The organism is Rhodococcus sp. P4_F3_2 (assembly GCF_056401335.1).
In genome coordinates this window covers 1-20351 of sequence record NZ_JBFUJN010000020.1, presented here as the reverse complement: position 1 = coordinate 20351, position 20351 = coordinate 1, and the positions used below count along the sequence as shown (strand labels likewise).

The window sequence follows — 20351 nt, the reverse complement described above, 5'->3', positions numbered from 1 at the left end:
GACGGGGCGCGGGTGGGCGCGGAAAGAGTAGCGGCAGAAGTCGATCCGGTCGCCCGGGTGCTGCCGATGCTCCCGCTCGCTCACCTCGACCGTGAATTCGACTACCTCGTTCCTCGTGAACTCGAAGCGGATGCGCAGCCCGGAGTCCGGGTGCGCATCCGCTTCGCTGGTCGTCTGGTGGACGGTTTCATCGTCTCGCGCGAGGCGACCAGTGACCATCAGGGGAAGTTCGGCTGGCTCGAACGCGTCATCTCGTCCGAGCGGGTCCTGACGGCCGAAATCGCGCAAGTCGTCGATCGTGTGGCGGAGCGTTATGCCGGAACCCGTGCTGACGTTCTCCGTTTGGCGGTACCGCCGCGCCACGCGAAGGTCGAGGCGGAACCGTGGGAGCCCGCCGAGCCGCCGTCCGCTCCTGAACCGATCGAAAATGGTTGGCATCTCTACAGATTCGGTGACGCCTTCCTGTCCGCGATTTGCGAGTCGAAAAGCCCGCGTGCGGTCTGGCAGGCGTTGCCTGGTGAAAACTGGCCACTGCGCCTGGCCGAATTGGCCGGGGCTGTAGCGGCAAGTGGTAAATCCGCGATTCTGGTTGTGCCCGATCAACGCGACCTGGACCGCGTCGTCGCCGCATGTACCGAACTCTCCGGAGCGGATGCAGTGGTGGGTCTGTCCGCAGGCCTGGGGCCGGCCATGCGATACCGAAGGTGGCTCGCTGCACTGCGCGGGACCGCCCGGATCGTCGTCGGCACGCGCAGTGCAGTTTTTGCGCCGACGCCCGAGACCGGTCTTGTCGTCGTCTGGGACGACGGCGACGACAACTTGTCCGAGCCGCGGTCGCCGTATCCACATGCCCGCGAAGTTGCCGTCCTGCGTGGCTACGTCGCCGGGTGCGCCGTCGTGATCGGTGGGTTCTCCCGTACGGCAGAATCGCAGGTACTCGTCGACTCGGGATGGGCGCACGATCTGGTCGCTACGCGGGACGTCGTTCGTGCTCACGCACCCAAGATCACCGCGCTTGCCGACAGCGATCAAGCCTTGGCCCGCGATCCGGGAGCCAGAGCGGCTCGTTTGCCCGCTATTGCATTCGCGGCCGCCCGGCGCGCTCTGGGTGAGGGCAACGGAGTCCTGGTGCAGGTGCCTCGGCGGGGGTACGTACCGACCCTGGCCTGTGGAAAGTGCCGTGCCCCGGCACGTTGCCGTCGGTGCAACGGCCCACTGGCTCTTCCCGCTGCGGCAGGTCCCGACGGCGCCGGGACACCGGCGTGCCGCTGGTGCGGGGTTGCCGATGCCGCCTACCGATGTCACGCGTGCGGGGCGAAAGCGTTGCGCGCGGTGGTAGTCGGTGCCGGCCGGACCGCCGAAGAACTCGGGCGGGCGTTTCCCGGTGTGAAAGTTGTTCTGTCCGGGGGCGGTGATGTGGTCAAGGAACTGCCACACGGGCCCGCGTTGGTGGTCTCGACAGTGGGTGCGGAGCCGGTGATGACCGGCGGCTACGGCGCCGCGCTCTTGCTCGACGGTTGGGCACTGCTCGGCCGGCCCGATCTGCGCGCCGCCGAGGAAACACTCAGACACTGGATGTCGGCTGCTGCCATGGTGATTCCGCTGTCCGAAGGCGGTGAAGTTGTGGTTGTCGCAGACTCGGGTATCCCGACGGTGCAGGCGTTGGTCCGATGGGATCCAGTGGGGCACGCACAATCTCAATTCGAGGAACGGGACGAGGTCGGCTTTCCTCCGGCCGTTCACATGGCTGCGATCGACGGTGGATCCGCAGCAATTGCGGAGTTGGTGGACTCAGCTGATCTGCCGGCAAGTGCTGTACTACTCGGACCAGTGGAATTGCCTGCGGGGGAGAGGCTTCCGTATTCCGGAGAGGACGAGAGCGGTGTCGCGCCGGAGCGAATGCTGGTCCGCGTTCCACGCAAGGACGGTCGCGGCCTTGCGGACGCTCTGGCACATGCGAGGGCCGCGCGCAGTGCGCGGAAGTCATCGGGTCCGGTCCGCATTCAGATCGACCCACGCCGCATCGGCTGATTTTCGAGTTCTCAGAGGCATGCTTGTGTGCAGCAAAAATCTTGCGCAACCCGATATGGCGATATATCGTCGAACTATCAACGATAGTGATGGAGGTTCGACGATGGATGCAAGTTTCCCGAACGAGGGGATGTTCGGCCGACGCGGTTTCTTCGGCGGTTTCGGCCGTGAGCAACGGCCACCATTTGTGATGTGGGCGCCGACGGACGACGGCGCGCCGGGCGATGGTCCCGGCGATCGAGACGGTGGACGACGCGGTCGACCGCACGAGCGGCCGGGCTTCGGTGACATGCCACGCAGAGGCCATCGGCGGGGGCGTTTCGGTCCAGACGGCGGACCCGGCCCCGGCTTCGGTCCGGGCGCTCAGTTCGGTCGCGGGCGAGGACGTGGCGGACGAGGTCGTCGTGGAGATGTGCGCGCTGCGATTCTGTTGTTGATCGCGGAAGAGCCGATGCACGGCTACGAATTGATTCAGCAGATCGTCGAGCGCAGCGGCGGCGTCTGGAAGCCGAGTCCGGGTTCTATTTATCCCGCGCTGTCCCAACTCGAGGACGAGGGACTGGTCATCATCGAAAAGGTCGCCGGCCGCAAGACCGCCAAGCTGACCGAGGAAGGCCTCGCGTACGTCGAGGAGCATCGCGCCGATCTCGGGGCACCGTGGGATGACGTTCGTCTCAGCGTAGGGGAGCCGGAGCAGGACCTTCGTGAACTGATCGGCCAGCTGATGGGCGCGGCCGGTCAAGTGGCTGCTGTAGGCACACCAGCGCAGGTCAAGGCCGCAGCCGACGTGCTTGTCGAGGCGCGTAAGTCGCTCTACCGAGTGCTTGCCGGTGATGACGCCGATGAAGGCGGCAATTGAGACGTCGGATACCTACTGTTCGGTAGGGTATGCGCCCCGAAGTTTCTGGTGTTACGGTCAGCTCCCTCGTAGGATCAGAGCAGGAGCAGGAACAATGGCTGGCGTCAAACGGTCTGTGGGACTGACATTTTCGGTAGCAGTGGCGCTGCTGATCGGAGCACCGCCGGCGATATCGGCTGCCGCACCGACGCTCCCGTCTGCGAGTGCCGACGCGATGGACGTTCCTCTCGACATCGGTCCGGGTCAGGCGACTCGTTCCGTTGCCACGGCATATGCGCATGCTCATCGAGGATCCGCACCTGCCGGGTCGAACGATTTCGCCTGTGAGCCTTCCGCCACGCATCCCCGACCAGTTGTACTCGCCCACGGAACCGACACCGAGGCGTACGCGGATTGGGCGGCCCTGTCGCCGGCACTGGCAGCTGACGGCTATTGCGTCTTCGCCCTCAATTACGGCGGTGCGATCGAAGAAGAAGACGGGGACGTCGCACACGAGACTTACGGCGTCGGCGACATAGTCGGTAGTGCCACCGCGTTCGGTTCTTTCGTCGATCAGGTGCTGACCGCGACCGGAGCGGACAAGGTCGACGTGATCGGCTACTCCCAAGGCGCGACGGTGACGCGGTACTACGTCAACAAAATGGGCGGCGACGCCTACGTCGATCATTGGGTCGGTTTGGCTTCGCCGACCTACGGCGGGGTGATGTTCGGGTTGGTTCCCATCGTCCGTGCGATCCCCGGCGGAGAAGACTTTGTCGAAGATGTCTTTTCGCGAGCTGTCCGCGAGCAGATGCAGGGGTCGGATACGTTGAACGCCCTCAACGACGGCGGTGACACCGTACCCGGAGTGCGCTACACGACTATCGGGTCCACTGTCGACGAGATGATCCAACCGTCCTCGAACATCGCGCTCCGCGACGCCGGTGCAGAAAACATCGTCCTCCAGGATCTGTGCCCGTCGAACCTGACCGGCCACTTCCGCATGCCGTACGACCCCTACGTGATCGACGTCATCCGGACGGTCCTCGACCCCGATGCCGAGCGGCACGCTTCGTGCAGCGCGGTGCCGCTCGGCACGGATATTCCGCAAGTGGTCATCGACGCAAATTCGTGAGCTGCAAATTCGTGATCTGCTAACTCGTGAGCACCGAGACCACGTGGGTCGGGATGTTTACTCGGCGAGCTTGGCAGTGGCCTGCGCCCACAGGAAGAACTTGTTCGTTCCGAGGTCGCGGACGGTCTTGATGTTGAACGCTGCCTTCAAATGTTCTGCGTCCGAATCGCTTACGCCGTTGAGTGCCGCGACCGGGGCGTCCGCCAATTCTTCGACGGACTTTCCTGCGTAGGCCTTGTCGAACTTACTGTCGATGCCTGCCATCTAAGTTCCTCCGTGTGATCGGTGTATCCCGTATCAGCCTCCGCCGAGTGGCGACGACAGAGACAGTCAATACCGAGGACCGGTGAATCTGCAGGGTTCTGATCAAAGAAATTGCTGAGAAAGTGGTTCGGTGTGGCGCGAGGTAGGTCGTAGCTCCCGCAGTCCTTAGACTGACAGTTCCACCCACCGACACATCCGGGAGCATTTTCGTGAGTTGCAGTCCACCGCGTTCGACAGGCCGATCGGCTGATCAGAGTCCGAAGAGCCCAACGAAACGGGAGAGCTGACATGCGCGTCGTGTTCGCCGGAACGCCCGAACCCGCGGTTCCTTCGCTGCGGCGTCTCATCGAGTCCGCCAACCACGAAGTGGTAGCCGTCGTCACGCGTCCGGACGCTGTGGCGGGCCGCGGTCGCAAAGTCACCCGCTCGCCGATCGGTCTGCTTGCCGACGAGCACGGCATCCCGGTCCTGACCCCGGTCAAGGCGTCCGATCCCGACTTCGCAGCCGAACTCGCCCGCCTCGAACCGGACTGCGCACCCGTCGTCGCCTACGGAAACCTGTTGCCGCAGAACGTCCTCGACATTCCGAAATGCGGTTGGGTCAATCTGCATTTCTCGCTGCTTCCGGCGTGGCGCGGCGCCGCGCCGGTGCAGGCCGCGATCAGTGCCGGTGACGAAGTGACGGGCGCCAGTGCGTTCCGTTTGGAAGCCGGCATGGATACCGGCCCCGTGTACGGAGTGATGACCGAGCGGATTCGCGACACCGATACGGCAGGCGACCTGCTCGGGCGTCTGGCGGAAAACAGCGCTGCCCTGCTCGAATCGGTACTCGACGGCCTGGAGGCCGGAGAGATCAACGCGGTTCCGCAGTCTGACGACGGCGTCTCGTACGCCCCCAAGGTGACTGTGGACGCGGCCCGCGTGCGGTGGGAATTGCCCGCTCGCACGGTGGACCGGCACATCCGAGCCGTCACACCCGCACCCGGGGCATGGACGATGATCGGTGATCTTCGAGTCAAGGTCGGCCCGGTCACCGTTACGGACGAGACCCTGGCAGTCGGTGAGATCTCGGTACGCAAGGATGGTCTGTACATCGGTACCGCGACCACCGCGGTACGACTCGGGCAGATTCAGCCCCCGGGCAAGAAATTGATGTCGGCAGGGGACTGGGCACGCGGTGCCCGACTCGACGCGGAGGTACGAGCACAGTGACCGAATCACGACGACCGGCACGGCGGACACAGGGTCCCGGAGCCAAGAATGCAACCGGCGGCAAGAACACCAAGCCGAAGCAGGCCAAGCGGCCGGATCCGGCAACCGCCGGGCTCGATCAACCGCGCCTGGCTGCGCGCGACGTCCTGCGCGCGGTCCGTGAACGTGACGCATACGCGAACCTGGTTCTGCCCGGGCTCCTGCGTGACCGCAAACTCGACGCACGCGATGCGGCGCTGGCAACCGAACTCGCGTACGGCGCGGCACGTGCTCAGGGCCTCCTGGATGCGGTGATCGCGCATGCGGCGGGTCGGCCGATCGAAGAGATCGACGGAACCCTGCTCGATGTACTCCGACTCGGCTCGTACCAACTGCTGCGTACTCGTGTCGCACCGCACGCTGCTGTTGCCACTTCGGTCGACCTCGTCCGCGCCGAAAACGGCCAGGGCCGAGCAGGATTCGTCAACGCGGTCCTGCGCCGTGTTTCCGAACGCACCCAGGACGAGTGGGTCGAGCTGCTGGCGCCGAAGGACCCGGTCGGCCGACTCGCCTTCGAGCACGCGCATCCCCTGTGGATCGCGCAGGTATTTGCCGACTCGCTCGGCGCCGCAGCCGGAGAGCTCGAAGACGTCCTGATCGCCGACGACGCCCGCCCCGCCGTGCACCTCGTCGCCCGCCCCGGTGAGATCTCCGCCGAGGAGCTCGCACTGGTGACCGGCGGCGAGATCGGGCCGTACTCGCCGTACGCCGTGCATCTCGACGGCGGTGACCCCGGACAACTCGAGGCGGTCCGCCAAGGCCTGGCAGGAGTGCAGGACGAGGGCAGTCAGCTGGTTGCCCGCGCCCTCAGCATTGCTCCTCTCGAAGGTGAAGACTCCGGACGCTGGCTCGACCTCTGTGCAGGTCCAGGAGGAAAAGCGGCACTTCTCGGTGCTCTTGCCGGCATCGAAGGTGGTCGACTCGACGCCGTCGAGCCGGTCGAACACCGTGCCGAGTTGATTCGCAAGACCACTCGCGAGCTTCCCGTGGACGTACACGTGGCGGACGGCCGCGAATCCGGGCTCGAACCCGGATACGACCGCATCCTCGTCGACGCTCCCTGCACCGGGTTGGGTGCGCTGCGTCGGCGCCCGGAGGCACGTTGGCGTCGCCAGCCGTCCGATGTGGCTCCGCTCGTGAAGTTGCAGCGTGAATTGCTTGCTGCCGCAATCGAACTGGTTCGGCCCGGCGGAGTGGTGCTGTACTCCACGTGCTCGCCACACTTGTCGGAAACGCTGGCAGTGGTCGCCGATGCGGTGCGGCGTCATGGCGTCGTGGAACTCGACACCAAGGAATTGGTGCCAGGTGTCCCGGACGTCGGCGACGGATCGTCGGTTCAGTTGTGGCCGCATCGACACGGCACGGACGCTATGTTCATGGCCGCTTTGCGCAAGCCGCTGGCCTGATCGGATGACTTCTGGGCATCGGTAGTCGTATGGTGCCTACATGGTTACGTGGGAACAGGTTGTAGTACTGGGTTCGGCTCTTCCCTCCGTGGAAGAGTCGACCTCGTACAACACCCCGGCACTCAAGGTGGCAGGTAAAACTTTTGCGCGGCTCCGCACCGAAGCGGAGGGGGCTTTGGTCGTGATGTGCGGTCTGGACGAGAAGGAGGCGCTACTCGCCAGTGGCGAGGCGGCTTTCTTCACCACAGATCACTATCACGGGCACGGATCGATCCTCGTGCACCTCGAACTGATCGACGAGGTGCAGTTGGGCGAGATGCTCGAAGATGCGTGGCGGATCAAGGCGCCCGCCAAGGTGCGAAAGCTCCGCACCGTCGTCAAGAACTGATCGGATTTCAGCGGCTCCGATGTGCATGCACGGTCGGCGATGAAGCACAGCCGATGTGCATGCACGGTCGGCGATGAGTCACAGCTAAACTCGGCGGCGTGGCTTCCCCGATGATTGCACCGTCCATTTTGTCCGCAGATTTTGCTCGACTCGCCGATGAAGCGACTGCCGTGTCCGGCTCCGACTGGCTTCACGTCGACGTGATGGACGCGCATTTTGTTCCCAATCTCACGCTGGGTCTGCCGGTGGTCGAGAGTCTGCTGAAGGCGACGGATATTCCGCTCGACTGCCATCTCATGATCGAAAACCCGGAGCGCTGGGCGCCGCCGTACGCCGAGGCCGGTGCGTACAACGTCACGTTCCACGCCGAGGCCACCGACGACCCGCGTTCGGTTGCCCGCGATATTCGTGCAGCTGGTGCCAAGGCGGGGCTGAGCATCAAGCCTGGAACCCCGATCGACGACTACCTGGAAATCCTCAAGGACTTCGACACCCTCCTGATCATGAGCGTCGAACCCGGATTCGGTGGTCAGTCCTTCATGCCTCAGGTGCTCGACAAGGCACGCGCAGTTCGCAAGCTCGTCGACTCGGGTGAGCTGACGCTCCTCGTCGAAATCGACGGCGGCATCAACGCTTCCACGATCGAGCAGGCCGCTGAAGCAGGGATCGACTGCTTCGTCGCCGGTTCGGCGGTGTACGGAGCGAGTGATCCCGGTGAGGCGGTGCGCAAGCTACGCGCGCAGGCCGCCTCGGCGTCGCCGCACCTGACGCTGTCGGTCTGAGCCGCTCGATGGCAAAGGGTGGACAGGCGTCGACGGCTGATCTTGACGCCGCGATGCAGATCGCGCTGGCCGCAGCGGATTCTGCGCGCGGATTCACCAGCCCCAACCCGCCGGTCGGCGCTGTTATCCTCGCCGCCGACGGCACCATCGCTGGCGTCGGTATGACGCAACCGCCCGGTGGACCGCACGCGGAGGTCGTGGCTCTCGACGAGGCCGGCGATGCAGCGCGTGGCGGTACGGCCGTGGTGACACTGGAACCGTGCAATCACCAGGGGCGAACCGGGCCCTGCTCGCAGGCATTGATCGATGCCGGAGTCTCGGCGGTCGTCTACGCAGTCGGTGATCCCAATCCCGAGGCTTCCGGCGGCGCAGCGACGCTGATGCGAGCTGGAATCAGCGTCACGGCCGGACTGAGAGCACCCGAGGTGGAAGCTGGTCCACTGCGGGCCTGGCTGCACAAACAGCGCACCGGTCGCCCGCACATCACGTGGAAGTACGCGGCCAGTCTGGACGGACGCAGCGCCGCCGAGGACGGAACGAGTCAGTGGATCACCGGTCCGCAGGCGAGGGCGCGCGTGCATGCTCAGCGGGCGCAGATCGATGCGATCGTGGTCGGCACCGGCACCGTGTTCGCCGACGATCCATGGCTGACGGCGCGTCAGCCCACCGGTGAGCTCGCGGCGCATCAGCCCGTACGCGTCGTCGTCGGAAAGCGTGAAATACCTTCGACGGCAAGCGTTCTCGATGACACCGCACCGACTTTGGTGCTCAACACCGACAACATCGACGAAGTAGTCGAGGCGTTGGGGGAGTACACAGACGTACTTCTCGAGGGTGGGCCCCGTCTGGCCGGAGCATTCCTCGCCGCCGGATATGTCGACGTCATCGAGGCGTACATCGCTCCGATACTGCTCGGCGCGGGCGCTTCCGCGCTCGTCGATGCCGGAGTGCACACCATCACCGACGCCCACCGATTCCGTTTGGAGTCCGCGGTAACGATCGGCCCCGATATTTTGTTGAGTCTGGTTCCGGAGAGTTCTGCTCCGGGGAACGAGGAGTAGGGCGCGTGTTCACAGGAATTGTGGAAGAACTCGGCGAAATTGTCGCCAAGGAAGAACTGGTCGATGCTGCACGCTTCACGGTGCGCGGGCCACTGGTCACCTCCGACGCCGGTCACGGCGATTCGATCGCGGTCAACGGCGTGTGCCTGACGGTCGTCGATGTGCTTGCCGACGGTTCGTTCACCGCAGACGTCATGCAGGAAACGCTGAACCGCTCGAGCCTGGCGAAGTTGGATGTCGGCTCTCGCGTCAACCTCGAGCGCGCCGCGGCGCTGAACAGTCGACTCGGCGGCCACTTGGTTCAAGGGCACGTCGACGGAACTGGCCACGTCATTTCCCGCTCGCCTTCCGAGAACTGGGAGGTGGTGCGGATCGCACTGCCGGACTCCATTTCCCGATACGTGGTGGAGAAGGGTTCGATCACTGTCGACGGAGTCTCGCTGACGGTCTCCGCGCTGGGTGGCGACCGCGGGTTCGAGTACTTCGAGATCTCGCTGATCCCGACAACGCTCGAGTTGACGACGCTCGGAACCGCTGTGGTCGGTACGCCGGTCAACCTCGAGGTGGACGTGATCGCCAAGTACGTCGAGCGGCTTCACTCTGCCGGTCGGTAGGACCAGGCTGATCGGACCCGTCCGATTGGTCGTAGGGTTGTCAGTGCATCCGTCGGATGCACTTGTTGTATTCGATGATGTTAAAAGTCAAGACTTTGGAGTGCGAGCACGTGACCAGGTTCGACAGTATCGAGCGCGCAGTAGCAGATATCGCTGCAGGTAAAGCTGTTGTCGTCGTGGACGACGAGGATCGCGAGAACGAGGGCGACCTCATCTTCGCCGCCGAGAAAGCCACCCCGGAACTGGTGGCGTTCATGGTCAGGTACACCTCCGGCTACCTGTGCGTGCCGCTCGACGGTGACGATTGCGATCGGCTGGGCCTGCCCCCGATGTACGCCACCAACCAGGACAAGCACGGCACCGCCTACACCGTGACCGTCGACGCCCGCGAAGGAATCGGTACCGGCATCTCGGCATCGGACCGCGCTGCGACGATGCGTCTGCTCGCAAACCCCGAATCCGGTGCCAACGATTTCACTCGTCCCGGCCACGTCGTTCCGCTCCGCGCGAAGGAAGGCGGAGTGCTGCGTCGTCCGGGCCACACGGAAGCTGCAGTCGACCTCGCCCGCATGGCGGACCTGCGTCCCGCCGGCGTCATCTGCGAAATCGTCAGCCAGAAGGACGAAGGCGCGATGGCTCAGACCGACGAGTTGCGAGTCTTCGCCGACGAACACAACCTTGCTCTGATCTCGATCGCGGATCTCATCGCGTGGCGTCGCAAGCACGAGAAGCACGTACTGCGCATCGCCGAGGCCCGCATCCCCACCCGCCACGGTGAGTTCACCGCTGTCGGCTACACGAGCATCTACGACGAGGTCGAGCACGTTGCGCTGGTGCGCGGCGACATCGCAGGCCCCGACGGCGACGGTAGCGACGTACTCGTCCGCGTTCACTCCGAGTGCCTCACCGGCGACGTCTTCGGTTCGCTGCGGTGCGATTGCGGCCCGCAGCTCGACGCCGCACTGGACATGGTCGCCCAGGAAGGCCGCGGCGTTGTTCTGTACATGCGCGGACACGAGGGTCGTGGCATCGGCCTCATGCACAAGCTGCAGGCCTACCAGCTCCAGGACGCCGGTTCCGACACAGTCGACGCCAATCTCGAACTCGGGCTACCGGCGGACGCCCGCGACTACGGCATCGGTGCGCAGATCCTCGTCGATCTGGGGATCTCGTCGATGCGTCTGCTGACCAACAACCCGGCCAAGCGTGTGGGTCTGGACGGCTACGGCCTGCAGATCACCGATCGCGTTCCGATGCCGCTGCGCGCGAATGCGGAGAACCTCACCTACCTGCGCACCAAGCGCGATCGGATGGGTCACGATCTGATCGGACTGGACGAGTACGAGGCGAACCAGAACACCGCACAGCCGGGAACCGCACTGTGAGCGGCGAAGGTCAGCCGCAGCTCGCGATCGCCGAGGCCAAGGATCTGAAGCTGGCGATCGTTGCCGGACAGTGGCACGCGACGATCTCCGAGGCTCTGATCGCCGGCGCGCAGCGCGTCGCGCAGGAGGCACAGATCAAGGACGTGACACTGGTCCGTGTCGCCGGCGCGATCGAACTGCCGGTCGTTGCGCAGGCATTGGCTCGCACGCACGACGCCGTCGTCGCACTCGGTGTTGTCATCCGCGGCGGCACGCCGCACTTCGAGTACGTGTGCGACGCGGTCACCGCGGGCCTTACACGCGTCTCGCTCGACGAAAGCACTCCCGTGGGGAACGGTGTCCTGACCACCGACACCGAGCAGCAGGCTCTTGACCGTTCGGGGCTGCCGGGTAGCGTCGAGGACAAGGGCGCACAGGCCTGCGCCGCCGCACTGGACACCGCAGTGACCCTGCGCCATCTCCGAGCACCATGGACCGAGGATTCGTTTCGATGAGTACACCCGGCGACAACGAGAACTGGGAACTGATTGCGTCACCGCGTAAGTCGACGCGATACGCGATCGGAGTTGCTGTCCTCCTGGTGATCGTTCACGTCACACTTGCACTCCTGCTCCGCCAGGGGTCCACCGGCGTGTACTTCCGCGCCGCGGACCAACTTGCGATGGCAGGCATCGGCACCATTCTGGCTCTCGGTGTACTGATGTTGACGCGGCCCCGGGTCAAGGTGGGCAAGCAGGGAATCGCCGTACGAAACATCTTGGGCGAGAAGATCGTCGACTGGGATCTGTTCGAGGGACTCTCGTTCCCCGACGGCGCCGCCTGGGCACGCATCGAATTGCCCGACGACGAGTACATGGCAGTGATGGCGATCCAGTCCAACGACCGTGAGTACGCCGTCGACACGGTCGGCAAGTTCCGCGAACTGGCCGACCGCTACGCACCGGTCGCGCACAAGAGCAACTGACGTCTTCCGACCGGTTCGGTGCCCGCATCCTGCGCGTTTCCGAGTCGGTCGGTGGCGGCGACTAACCTGAAACCGTGCCGGATCCCTCGACTTACCGCCCCGCTACCGGAACCATTCCGGCTGCGCCGGGCGTCTACAAATTTCGCGATCCGCATGGTCGGGTCATTTACGTCGGAAAGGCGAAAAGCCTCCGTTCACGTTTGAACTCGTACTTCGCGGACGTCACGACACTTCATCCCCGTACTCGGCAGATGGTGACCACCGCCGGCAGCGTCGAGTGGACCGTCGTCAGTACCGAAGTCGAAGCGCTTCAGCTCGAGTACAACTGGATCAAGGAATTCGATCCGCGGTTCAACGTGCGGTACCGCGACGACAAGACGTATCCGGTTCTCGCCGTGACGCTCAACGAAGAGTTCCCGCGGCTGTTCGTCTACCGCGGTCCGCGGCGCAAGGGCGTCCGCTACTTCGGTCCCTACTCCCATGCCTGGGCCATCCGCGAAACACTCGATCTGCTGCTGCGAGTGTTTCCCGCACGAACGTGCTCGTCCGGAGTCTTCAAACGACACAACCAGATCGGCCGGCCGTGTCTGCTCGGCTACATCGACAAGTGCTCGGCGCCCTGCGTCGGGCGAGTCAGCGCCGAGGAGCATCGTCAGATCGTCGAAGATTTCTGCGACTTCCTCGCCGGCCGCACGGACAAGCTGGTCAAAGATCTCGAAAAGCGCATGCAGCAGGCTTCCGAGGACCTCGATTTCGAGACTGCAGCCCGTCTGCGTGACGATATCGGGGCTTTGCGCAAGGCGCTCGAGAAGCAGGCCGTCGTACTCGGTGACGGCACCGACGCCGATCTCGTCGCCTTTGCCACCGATGATCTCGAAGCCGCCGTTCAGGTGTTCCACGTGCGCGGCGGACGCGTGCGGGGTCAGCGTGGATGGGTCGTGGAGAAGGCAGGCGATGCCATCGACTGGGCCGCACTCGACGCCGAGTCCGACCTGCCGATCCTGGTCGAGCAGTTCCTCACCCAGTTCTACGGTGAGCAGGCGGCACTCGACCCGGGAGCGGGCTCCGAGGCCGGGATCAGCGCCGTTCCCAAGGAAGTTCTCGTGCCGGTCCTGCCTGCCAACGCGACCGAGATCCAGGCGTGGCTGAGCAAGCTTCGGGGATCGCAAGTGCAACTGCGGGTTCCGCAACGCGGCGACAAGAAGGACCTCGCCGAAACGGTCCAGCGAAACGCGAAAGAGGCTCTGGCGCAGCACAAGCTCAAGCGCGCCGGCGATTTCACCTCGCGTTCTGCGGCGCTTCAGGGCATCCAGGAAGCACTGGACCTGGACTCGGCTCCGCTACGAATCGAATGCATCGACATCAGTCACGTCCAGGGAACCGACGTCGTGGCGTCACTGGTCGTGTTCGAAGACGGGCTCCCGCGTAAGTCGGACTACCGCCATTACGCGATCAAGGAAGCTGCCGGCGACGGTCATTCCGACGACGTGGCGAGTATCGCAGAGATCACTCGCAGGCGGTTCCTGCGACACAACCGCGACCTGGGCATTCTCGCTGCGTCGGCGTYGACCATGGACGCGGACGGTGGGGATCTGGCTCCCGAAGCGGCGATCGACCCGGCGACGGGCCGGCCTCGGAGGTTCGCCTATCCACCCAATCTGTTCGTCGTGGACGGCGGCGCCCCCCAGGTCACGGCCGCAGCGGCGGTCCTCGACGAGCTGGGGGTCACCGACGTTGCGGTAGTCGGCTTGGCCAAGCGGCTCGAAGAGGTATGGGTACCGGGGGAAGAAGATCCGGTCATCCTTCCCCGAACGAGCGAGTCGTTGTACCTCCTGCAACGCATCCGAGACGAAGCCCACCGCTTCGCGATCACGTTCCATCGCAGCAAGCGCTCGAGGCGGATGACGGCTTCGGCTCTGGACTCGGTCAAGGGGCTCGGTGAAACTCGTCGTACTGCTCTGGTGGCTCACTTCGGTTCCGTGGCGAAGCTGAAAACGGCAACGGTCGAGGAGATCATGCAGGTCCCCGGTATCGGTGAGACCACAGCCACAGCAGTTCTGGCCGCACTCGGCACGGATTCGGCTGCAGCCGATGCGGGTGCTGAAGCTCGAGCGCTGCCAGCCGCGGTAGGGGATGATGAGCTGGACACGGAATCCGAATCGTCTGTTACCTCTGCTGACGCGCCAAGCGCCGAATCCGGTAGCGGTGACAAGGGCTCCGAGTCGCGAGAATTGTCCATGCCGACGACGGGGCCGAGTGCACAGTGACTACCGACAGCGCCAAAGACAGTCGAACGATGGATTTCCTGCTGGTGACGGGATTGTCCGGAGCCGGTTTGAGTACCGCTGCCAAGGTGCTCGAAGACCTCGGCTGGTATGTCGCGGACAATTTGCCACCTGAGCTCATTTCTCGGATGGTCGGTCTGAGCTTGACCTCCGATCCGCCGGTCGATCGTCTCGCCGTCGTGATCGACGTGCGGAGTCGACTCTTCACCGGCGATCTCGGGTGGGTGCTCACCGAACTCGAGGCGGAGCCGATCCACACTCGGGTGCTGTACCTCGAAGCGTCCGACGACGTATTGATCCGACGGTTCGAACAGGTGCGCCGCAGTCATCCGTTGCAGAACGACGGCATCGACGGCACGTTGTCCGAAGGGATMGCAGCCGAGCGTCGGCAGTTGGCCGTGGTGAAGGCGGCCGCCGATCTGGTCATCGACACGTCGGCGCTGAAGGCACATCAGTTGCGTCAGAAGATCGAAACGGCGTTCGGGAACGATGCCAACCGCACGATGAAGGTGACGGTCCAGTCGTTCGGATTCAAGTACGGCCTGCCGATGGACGCCGATCTCGTCTGTGACGTTCGATTCCTGCCCAATCCCCACTGGATCCCGGAACTTCGCCCGCACACCGGTCAGGATGCCGACGTCCGCGACTACGTGTTGTCCCGCGAGGGTGCGGAAGACTACCTAGACACCTACCGACATCTGGTGGATTTGACGATCGCCGGATATCGGCGAGAAGGAAAGCGCTACATGACAATTGCGGTCGGGTGCACCGGCGGTAAGCACCGAAGCGTGGCCATGTCCGAAGCTCTCGCGAGGCGTTTGGGTTCCGAGGACGACATCTCGGTCAGCATCGTGCACCGGGATCTGGGGCGCGAATGAGTGAACCGACGCATAGCTCGCGGGAGAAGCCAGATGGGCCGGCCATCGTCGCGCTCGGCGGCGGGCACGGATTGTTCGCCACGCTCCAGGCCGTCAGACGCCTGACGGTCGACGTCACCGCAGTGGTCACGGTCGCCGACGACGGTGGTTCGTCGGGCCGGCTGCGCGCCGAACTCGGCGTCATCCCGCCCGGTGACCTCCGGATGGCGCTCGCGGCTCTCGCGTCGGACGAACCCGAGATAGTCGACTGGACTCGGACCATTCAGCATCGCTTCGGCGGTGTCGGCGCACTTGCCGGGCACTCGGTGGGCAATCTCATCCTGGCCGGACTCACCGAGGTGCTCGGCGATCCGGTCGTCGCGCTCGACGAGATGGCGCGACTGCTGCGAATCCGTGGCCGCGTGCTGCCGATGTCGCCGATCGCGCTCGAGATCGAAGCCGACGTTCAAGGACTCGAAGAGGACCCACGCGTCAGCCGCTGCATTCGTGGACAGGTCGCCGTCGCGACCACGCCGGGCAAGGTTCGGCGTGTGAGACTGCTCCCGTCCAATCCGCCCGCGTGTCCCGAGGCTGTGACTGCGATCGATCGTGCCGATCTCGTGGTTCTCGGCCCGGGATCGTGGTTCTCGAGCGTGATCCCGCACGTACTGGTACCCGAACTTGTCGAATCACTGTCGTCGACGAATGCTCGAAAGGTGCTGGTGCTCAATCTCGCACCCGAGCCGGGGGAGACCGCCGGATTCTCCGCAGAGCGTCACCTGCACGTACTCTCCCAACACGTGCCCGATTTTCGGGTCGACTACGTGGTGGTCGACTCGGCGTCGGTACCGGCCGGGCGTGAACGTGAACATCTGCAGCGTGCGGCGGATCAATTTTCAGCCGAAGTCAGGTACGCGGATGTCGCGGACACCTCACCGGGCGCAGCGCATGTACACGATCCGGCAAAACTGGCCGATGTACTGGCTGAACTGTCGAGCAGTGCGGCAGTAGGGGATTCGACACAGTCTTCCCTGCCAGAACAGCAATCCGAAGAACAGAGGGAGAACGCTTCGTGGCAATGACAGCGGAGGTCAAGGACGAACTGAGCCGGTTAGTGGTGACTCAGGTCAGCTGCCGCAAGGCAGAGGTCTCCGCGTTGCTGCGCTTTGCCGGTGGGCTCCACATCGTCGGCGGCCGGGTGGTCGTCGAAGCAGAGGTGGATCTGGGCTCTACGGCGCGACGTCTGCGCCGGGAGATTTTCGACCTGTTCACCTACAGTGCCGATGTTCACGTACTCAGTGCGGGCGGGCTTCGAAAATCCGCTCGCTACATCGTGCGTGTGGCGAAGGAGGGTGAGGCCCTCGCGCGCCAGACGGGACTGCTCGATCTTCGCGGGCGCCCGGTTCGCGGCTTGCCTGCGCAGGTCGTCGGCGGAAGTGTCGGCGACGCCGAAGCAGCTTGGCGCGGTGCGTTCCTCGCGCACGGTTCCCTGACCGAACCCGGCCGTTCGTCGGCGCTCGAAGTGAGCTGCCCCGGCCCGGAAGCTGCACTTGCTCTGGTCGGAGCTGCGCGGCGTCTGGGGATCTCGGCGAAGGCACGTGAGGTTCGCGGAACGGATCGTGTGGTGATCCGCGACGGTGAGGCCATCGGCGATCTCCTGACCCGAATGGGAGCCCAGGACACACGCCTGGTGTGGGAGGAGCGACGGATGCGACGCGAGGTCCGCGCCACCGCCAATCGTCTCGCCAATTTCGACGACGCAAACCTGCGACGCTCTGCTCGCGCTGCCGTTGCGGCTGCTGCGCGCGTCGAGCGTGCGTTGGAGATCCTCGGCGAGGACGTGCCCGATCACCTCGCGGCGGCGGGCGCACTGCGCGTCGAGCATCGGCAGGCGTCCCTCGAAGAACTCGGCCAGTTGGCCGACCCGCCGATGACCAAGGACGCCGTTGCCGGACGTATCCGTCGCCTGCTCTCCATGGCTGATCGCAAGGCGAAGGAAACGGGCATACCCGACACCGAATCCGCAGTGAATGTGGAGCTACTCGAAGAGGGGTGACCTGCCCTCCGTCAGGGCGGGCTGCGCACGTTCGGGCCACGCGCATTAGGGTATGAGTCACATCGACCGATGAACCCCACGTCCGCGTCGTGCACACACGGATTCGGAGTATGCGTGGGTCAAGTTGCACACCAGAATCATGGTCAAAGGAGCGAATTGTGACTGTCCGGGTTGGCGTAAACGGTTTCGGCCGTATCGGACGTAACTTCTTCAGGGCGGTGGATGCGCAGAAGGCGCTCGGAACCACCGATATCGAGATCGTGGCAGTCAACGACCTGACTGACAACGCGACGCTCGCTCACCTGCTGAAGTACGACTCCATCCTCGGCCGTTTGCCGTACGACGTGTCGCTCGACGGTGACGACACGATCGTCGTCGGCGATCAGCGCATCAAGGCCCTCGCACACCGCGGCCCGTTGAACGAGCTTCCCTGGGGCGAGCTGGGCGTCGACGTCGTCGTCGAGTCCACCGGCATCTTCACCGACGCCGCAAAGGCCAAGGGACACCTCGAAGCCGGCGCCAAGAAGGTCATCATCTCGGCTCCGGCCAAGGGTGAAGACATCACCATCGTCATGGGCGTCAACGACGACAAGTACGACGGCAGCCAGAACATCATCTCCAACGCGTCGTGCACCACCAACTGCCTCGGCCCCATCGCCAAGGTTCTCGACGACGAGTTCGGCATCGTCAAGGGTCTGATGACCACGATCCACGCGTACACCCAGGATCAGAACCTGCAGGACGCACCGCACGCAGACCTCCGTCGCGCCCGCGCAGCCGCCCTCAACATCGTTCCCACCGGCACCGGTGCAGCCAAGGCCATCGGCCTGGTTCTCCCGCAGCTGCTCGGCAAGCTCGACGGCTACGCACTGCGCGTGCCGATCCCCACGGGCTCGGTCACCGACCTCACCGCGAACCTGAAGAAGTCGGCCACTGCCGACGAGATCAACGCCGCGATGAAGGCTGCTGCCGAAGGACCCCTCAAGGGCATCCTCAAGTACACCGACGCACCGATCGTCTCTTCGGACATCGTCACCGACCCGCACTCGTCGATCTTCGACTCGGGTCTGACGAAGGTCATCGACGACCAGGTCAAGATCGTTTCCTGGTACGACAACGAGTGGGGCTACTCCAACCGCCTCGCCGACCTCATCGGCCTCGTCGCCAAGTCTCTCTGAGCGGAGTTTCGATAACAGTGGCAGTTCAGACGCTGAAGGATCTGCTGGACGCTGGGGTCGAGGGGCGCACCGTACTGGTGCGTTCCGACCTCAACGTCCCGTTGGATGGCGGAGAAATCACGGACCCGGGCCGCATCGTCGCGTCCGCTCCCACCCTGCGGGCACTTGCCGAGGGTGGAGCGAAGGTCATCGTGACCGCGCACCTCGGGCGCCCAGACGGTCAGCCCGATCCCAAGTTCTCCCTCGCACCGGTTGCCGCGAAGTTGGCCGAAATCCTCGGTCGCAACGTGCAACTCGCCGGTGACGTCGTGGGACAGGACGCGCTGGCTCGTTCCGAAGGACTCACCGATGGTGACGTCCTGATGCTCGAGAACATCCGTTTCGACCCTCGCGAGACCAGCAAGGACGAAGCCGAGCGGGTCAAGCTCGCCAAAGCTCTCGTCGAGCTGGTCGGTGACGACGGCGCATTCGTCTCCGACGGATTCGGTGTTGTTCACCGTAAGCAGGCGTCGGTCTTCGACGTCGCGAAGCTGCTCCCGCACTACGCGGGCTACCTGGTCGGCGCCGAGGTCGAGGTGCTCGCCAAGCTCACGCAGGACGCAGCGCGTCCGTACGCAGTGGTGCTCGGCGGCTCCAAGGTCTCGGACAAGCTGGCCGTCATCGAGGCACTGGCGCCGAAGGTCGACACTCTGGTGATCGGCGGCGGAATGTTCTACACGTTCCTCGCAGCTCAGGGTGTCTCCGTGGGCAATTCGCTGTGCGAAGAGTCCATGATCGAGACCTGCAAGGATCTCCTCGACCGGTACGCCGACGTCATCCACATTCCTCAGGATGTCGTTGTCGCGGACTCCTTCTCGGCCGATGCCGAGTCGAAGATCGTTCCGTTCGACAAGATTCCCGACGGCTGGATGGGTCTGGACATCGGACCGGAGTCGGTCAAGCGCTTTGCCGCGATCCTGACCGGCGCCAAGACGGTGTTCTGGAACGGCCCGATGGGCGTGTTCGAGTTCCCGAAGTTCGAGGCAGGCACCCGTGGTGTCGCCGAGGCAATCGTGGAGGCAACCGAGAAGGGCGCCTTCAGCGTCGTCGGCGGCGGCGACTCCGCAGCAGCCGTTCGTCAGCTCGGTATCCCGGACGAGGGCTTCTCGCCCATTTCCACCGGTGGTGGCGCTTCCCTCGAGTACCTCGAGGGCAAAGAGCTGCCCGGCATCGCAGTACTGGAAGGCTGATCCGACATGGCACGTAAGCCGTTGATCGCCGGCAACTGGAAGATGAATCTGAACCACCTCGAGGCCATCGCCCTGGTGCAGAAGATCGCATTCTCCTTGCCTGCGAAGTACTTCGACAAAGTGGATGTCACGGTCATCCCGCCGTTCACCGACATCCGTAGCGTCCAGACCCTGATCGAGGGCGACAAGCTCCTCCTCACGTACGGCGCGCAGGATGTCTCGGCTCAGGACTCGGGTGCGTTCACGGGCGAGATCAGCGGCTCCATGCTGGCCAAGCTCGGTTGCACCTTCGTCGTGGTCGGTCACTCCGAGCGTCGCACCCTTCACGGTGAGACCAACGAGACCGTCCTCGCCAAGACCAAGGCTGCTCTCAAGAACGGCCTCACACCGATCGTGTGCATCGGTGAAGGCCTCGAGATCCGCGAAGCAGGCGATCACGTCGCCTACAACGTCGACCAGCTCAAGGGTTCGTTGGCGGGCCTGAGCGCGGAGGAGATCTCCAAGATCGTCATCGCGTACGAGCCTGTCTGGGCCATCGGCACCGGCCGTGTCGCTTCTGCCGCCGATGCACAGGAAGTGTGCGCTGCGGTACGAGCAACAGAGTGTGCGCTGCGGTACGAGCAACAG

At 64.4% G+C, this 20351-nt stretch carries 20 protein-coding genes; 19 read left to right on the top strand and 1 reads right to left on the bottom strand.

From position 1 onward, the window contains the following. The first annotated feature begins 12 nt into the window (after positions 1-12). The 3 genes from AC1DWA_RS21350 (at position 13) to AC1DWA_RS21340 (ending at position 4004) form a co-directional block, all read left to right on the top strand. Positions 13-2031 carry a primosomal protein N' gene (locus AC1DWA_RS21350; RefSeq protein ID WP_477917001.1) on the top strand — a complete coding sequence of 673 codons (2019 nt, stop codon included), beginning with the start codon at positions 13-15 and terminating at the stop codon, positions 2029-2031. Positions 2032-2221: 190 nt separating this feature from the next. Further along, positions 2222-2890 (top strand): PadR family transcriptional regulator, encoded by a 669-nt coding sequence (locus AC1DWA_RS21345; protein WP_477846638.1) that lies wholly within the window; start codon positions 2222-2224, stop codon positions 2888-2890. 94 nt (positions 2891-2984) lie between these two features. Further along, entirely contained in the window at positions 2985-4004 is a 1020-nt protein-coding gene (locus AC1DWA_RS21340) for an esterase/lipase family protein (protein WP_477846635.1), read from the top strand. A 57-nt stretch (positions 4005-4061) separates the two neighbouring features. On the opposite strand, the gene AC1DWA_RS21335 is transcribed toward AC1DWA_RS21340, so the two are convergent. Next, positions 4062-4268: a hypothetical protein gene (locus tag AC1DWA_RS21335; protein WP_003944900.1), complete on the bottom strand. Its 207-nt coding sequence runs from the start codon at positions 4266-4268 to the stop codon at positions 4062-4064. Positions 4269-4556: 288 nt separating this feature from the next. Between AC1DWA_RS21335 and fmt the strand changes: the two genes are divergently transcribed. The 16 genes from fmt to tpiA form a co-directional block, all read left to right on the top strand. After that, complete coding sequence (gene fmt / locus AC1DWA_RS21330; protein ID WP_477916999.1) at positions 4557-5480, top strand: methionyl-tRNA formyltransferase; 924 nt, start codon at positions 4557-4559, stop codon at positions 5478-5480. After that, the gene (locus AC1DWA_RS21325; protein WP_019748382.1) at positions 5477-6925 is read left to right on the top strand and encodes an RsmB/NOP family class I SAM-dependent RNA methyltransferase; all 1449 of its coding nucleotides are present in this window, start codon (positions 5477-5479) and stop codon (positions 6923-6925) included. Before fmt ends, AC1DWA_RS21325 begins: the two co-directional genes overlap by 4 nt. A gap of 40 nt (positions 6926-6965) precedes the next feature. Beyond that, positions 6966-7313 carry an MmcQ/YjbR family DNA-binding protein gene (locus tag AC1DWA_RS21320; RefSeq protein ID WP_019748383.1) on the top strand — a complete coding sequence of 116 codons (348 nt, stop codon included), beginning with the start codon at positions 6966-6968 and terminating at the stop codon, positions 7311-7313. A 98-nt stretch (positions 7314-7411) separates the two neighbouring features. Continuing rightward, a complete protein-coding gene (rpe, locus tag AC1DWA_RS21315) occupies positions 7412-8095 on the top strand; it encodes a ribulose-phosphate 3-epimerase (RefSeq protein WP_019748384.1) in 684 nt (227 codons plus the stop codon). 8 nt (positions 8096-8103) lie between these two features. Continuing rightward, a complete protein-coding gene (ribD, locus tag AC1DWA_RS21310; protein ID WP_019748385.1) occupies positions 8104-9156 on the top strand; it encodes a bifunctional diaminohydroxyphosphoribosylaminopyrimidine deaminase/5-amino-6-(5-phosphoribosylamino)uracil reductase RibD in 1053 nt (350 codons plus the stop codon). Between the two features lie 5 nt (positions 9157-9161). Next, positions 9162-9770, top strand: coding sequence for a riboflavin synthase (locus tag AC1DWA_RS21305; protein ID WP_003944892.1), 609 nt, complete (start codon positions 9162-9164; stop codon positions 9768-9770). A 110-nt stretch (positions 9771-9880) separates the two neighbouring features. Further along, a complete protein-coding gene (locus AC1DWA_RS21300) occupies positions 9881-11155 on the top strand; it encodes a bifunctional 3,4-dihydroxy-2-butanone-4-phosphate synthase/GTP cyclohydrolase II (RefSeq protein WP_003944833.1) in 1275 nt (424 codons plus the stop codon). Next, a complete protein-coding gene (ribH, locus tag AC1DWA_RS21295) occupies positions 11152-11649 on the top strand; it encodes a 6,7-dimethyl-8-ribityllumazine synthase (RefSeq protein WP_003944999.1) in 498 nt (165 codons plus the stop codon). Before AC1DWA_RS21300 ends, ribH begins: the two co-directional genes overlap by 4 nt. Continuing rightward, positions 11646-12119 (top strand): PH domain-containing protein, encoded by a 474-nt coding sequence (locus AC1DWA_RS21290; protein WP_007727982.1) that lies wholly within the window; start codon positions 11646-11648, stop codon positions 12117-12119. Before ribH ends, AC1DWA_RS21290 begins: the two co-directional genes overlap by 4 nt. Positions 12120-12193: 74 nt before the next feature. Further along, the gene (uvrC, locus tag AC1DWA_RS21285; RefSeq protein WP_477916997.1) at positions 12194-14386 is read left to right on the top strand and encodes an excinuclease ABC subunit UvrC; all 2193 of its coding nucleotides are present in this window, start codon (positions 12194-12196) and stop codon (positions 14384-14386) included. Next, entirely contained in the window at positions 14383-15282 is a 900-nt protein-coding gene (gene rapZ, locus AC1DWA_RS21280) for an RNase adapter RapZ (protein WP_003944872.1), read from the top strand. The genes uvrC and rapZ overlap by 4 nt, the downstream gene beginning before the upstream one ends. Next, positions 15279-16343 carry a gluconeogenesis factor YvcK family protein gene (locus tag AC1DWA_RS21275; RefSeq protein WP_477846632.1) on the top strand — a complete coding sequence of 355 codons (1065 nt, stop codon included), beginning with the start codon at positions 15279-15281 and terminating at the stop codon, positions 16341-16343. Before rapZ ends, AC1DWA_RS21275 begins: the two co-directional genes overlap by 4 nt. Beyond that, positions 16340-17317 carry a DNA-binding protein WhiA gene (gene whiA / locus AC1DWA_RS21270; RefSeq protein ID WP_021344225.1) on the top strand — a complete coding sequence of 326 codons (978 nt, stop codon included), beginning with the start codon at positions 16340-16342 and terminating at the stop codon, positions 17315-17317. Before AC1DWA_RS21275 ends, whiA begins: the two co-directional genes overlap by 4 nt. A gap of 158 nt (positions 17318-17475) precedes the next feature. Beyond that, complete coding sequence (gap, locus tag AC1DWA_RS21265; RefSeq protein ID WP_003944851.1) at positions 17476-18495, top strand: type I glyceraldehyde-3-phosphate dehydrogenase; 1020 nt, start codon at positions 17476-17478, stop codon at positions 18493-18495. Positions 18496-18512: 17 nt separating this feature from the next. Continuing rightward, positions 18513-19724, top strand: a complete 1212-nt coding sequence (locus AC1DWA_RS21260; protein ID WP_477916995.1) for a phosphoglycerate kinase — start codon at positions 18513-18515, stop codon at positions 19722-19724. Between the two features lie 6 nt (positions 19725-19730). Beyond that, positions 19731-20351: triose-phosphate isomerase (gene tpiA, locus AC1DWA_RS21255; protein WP_477916993.1), on the top strand; the 621-nt coding region annotated here is incomplete at its 3' end.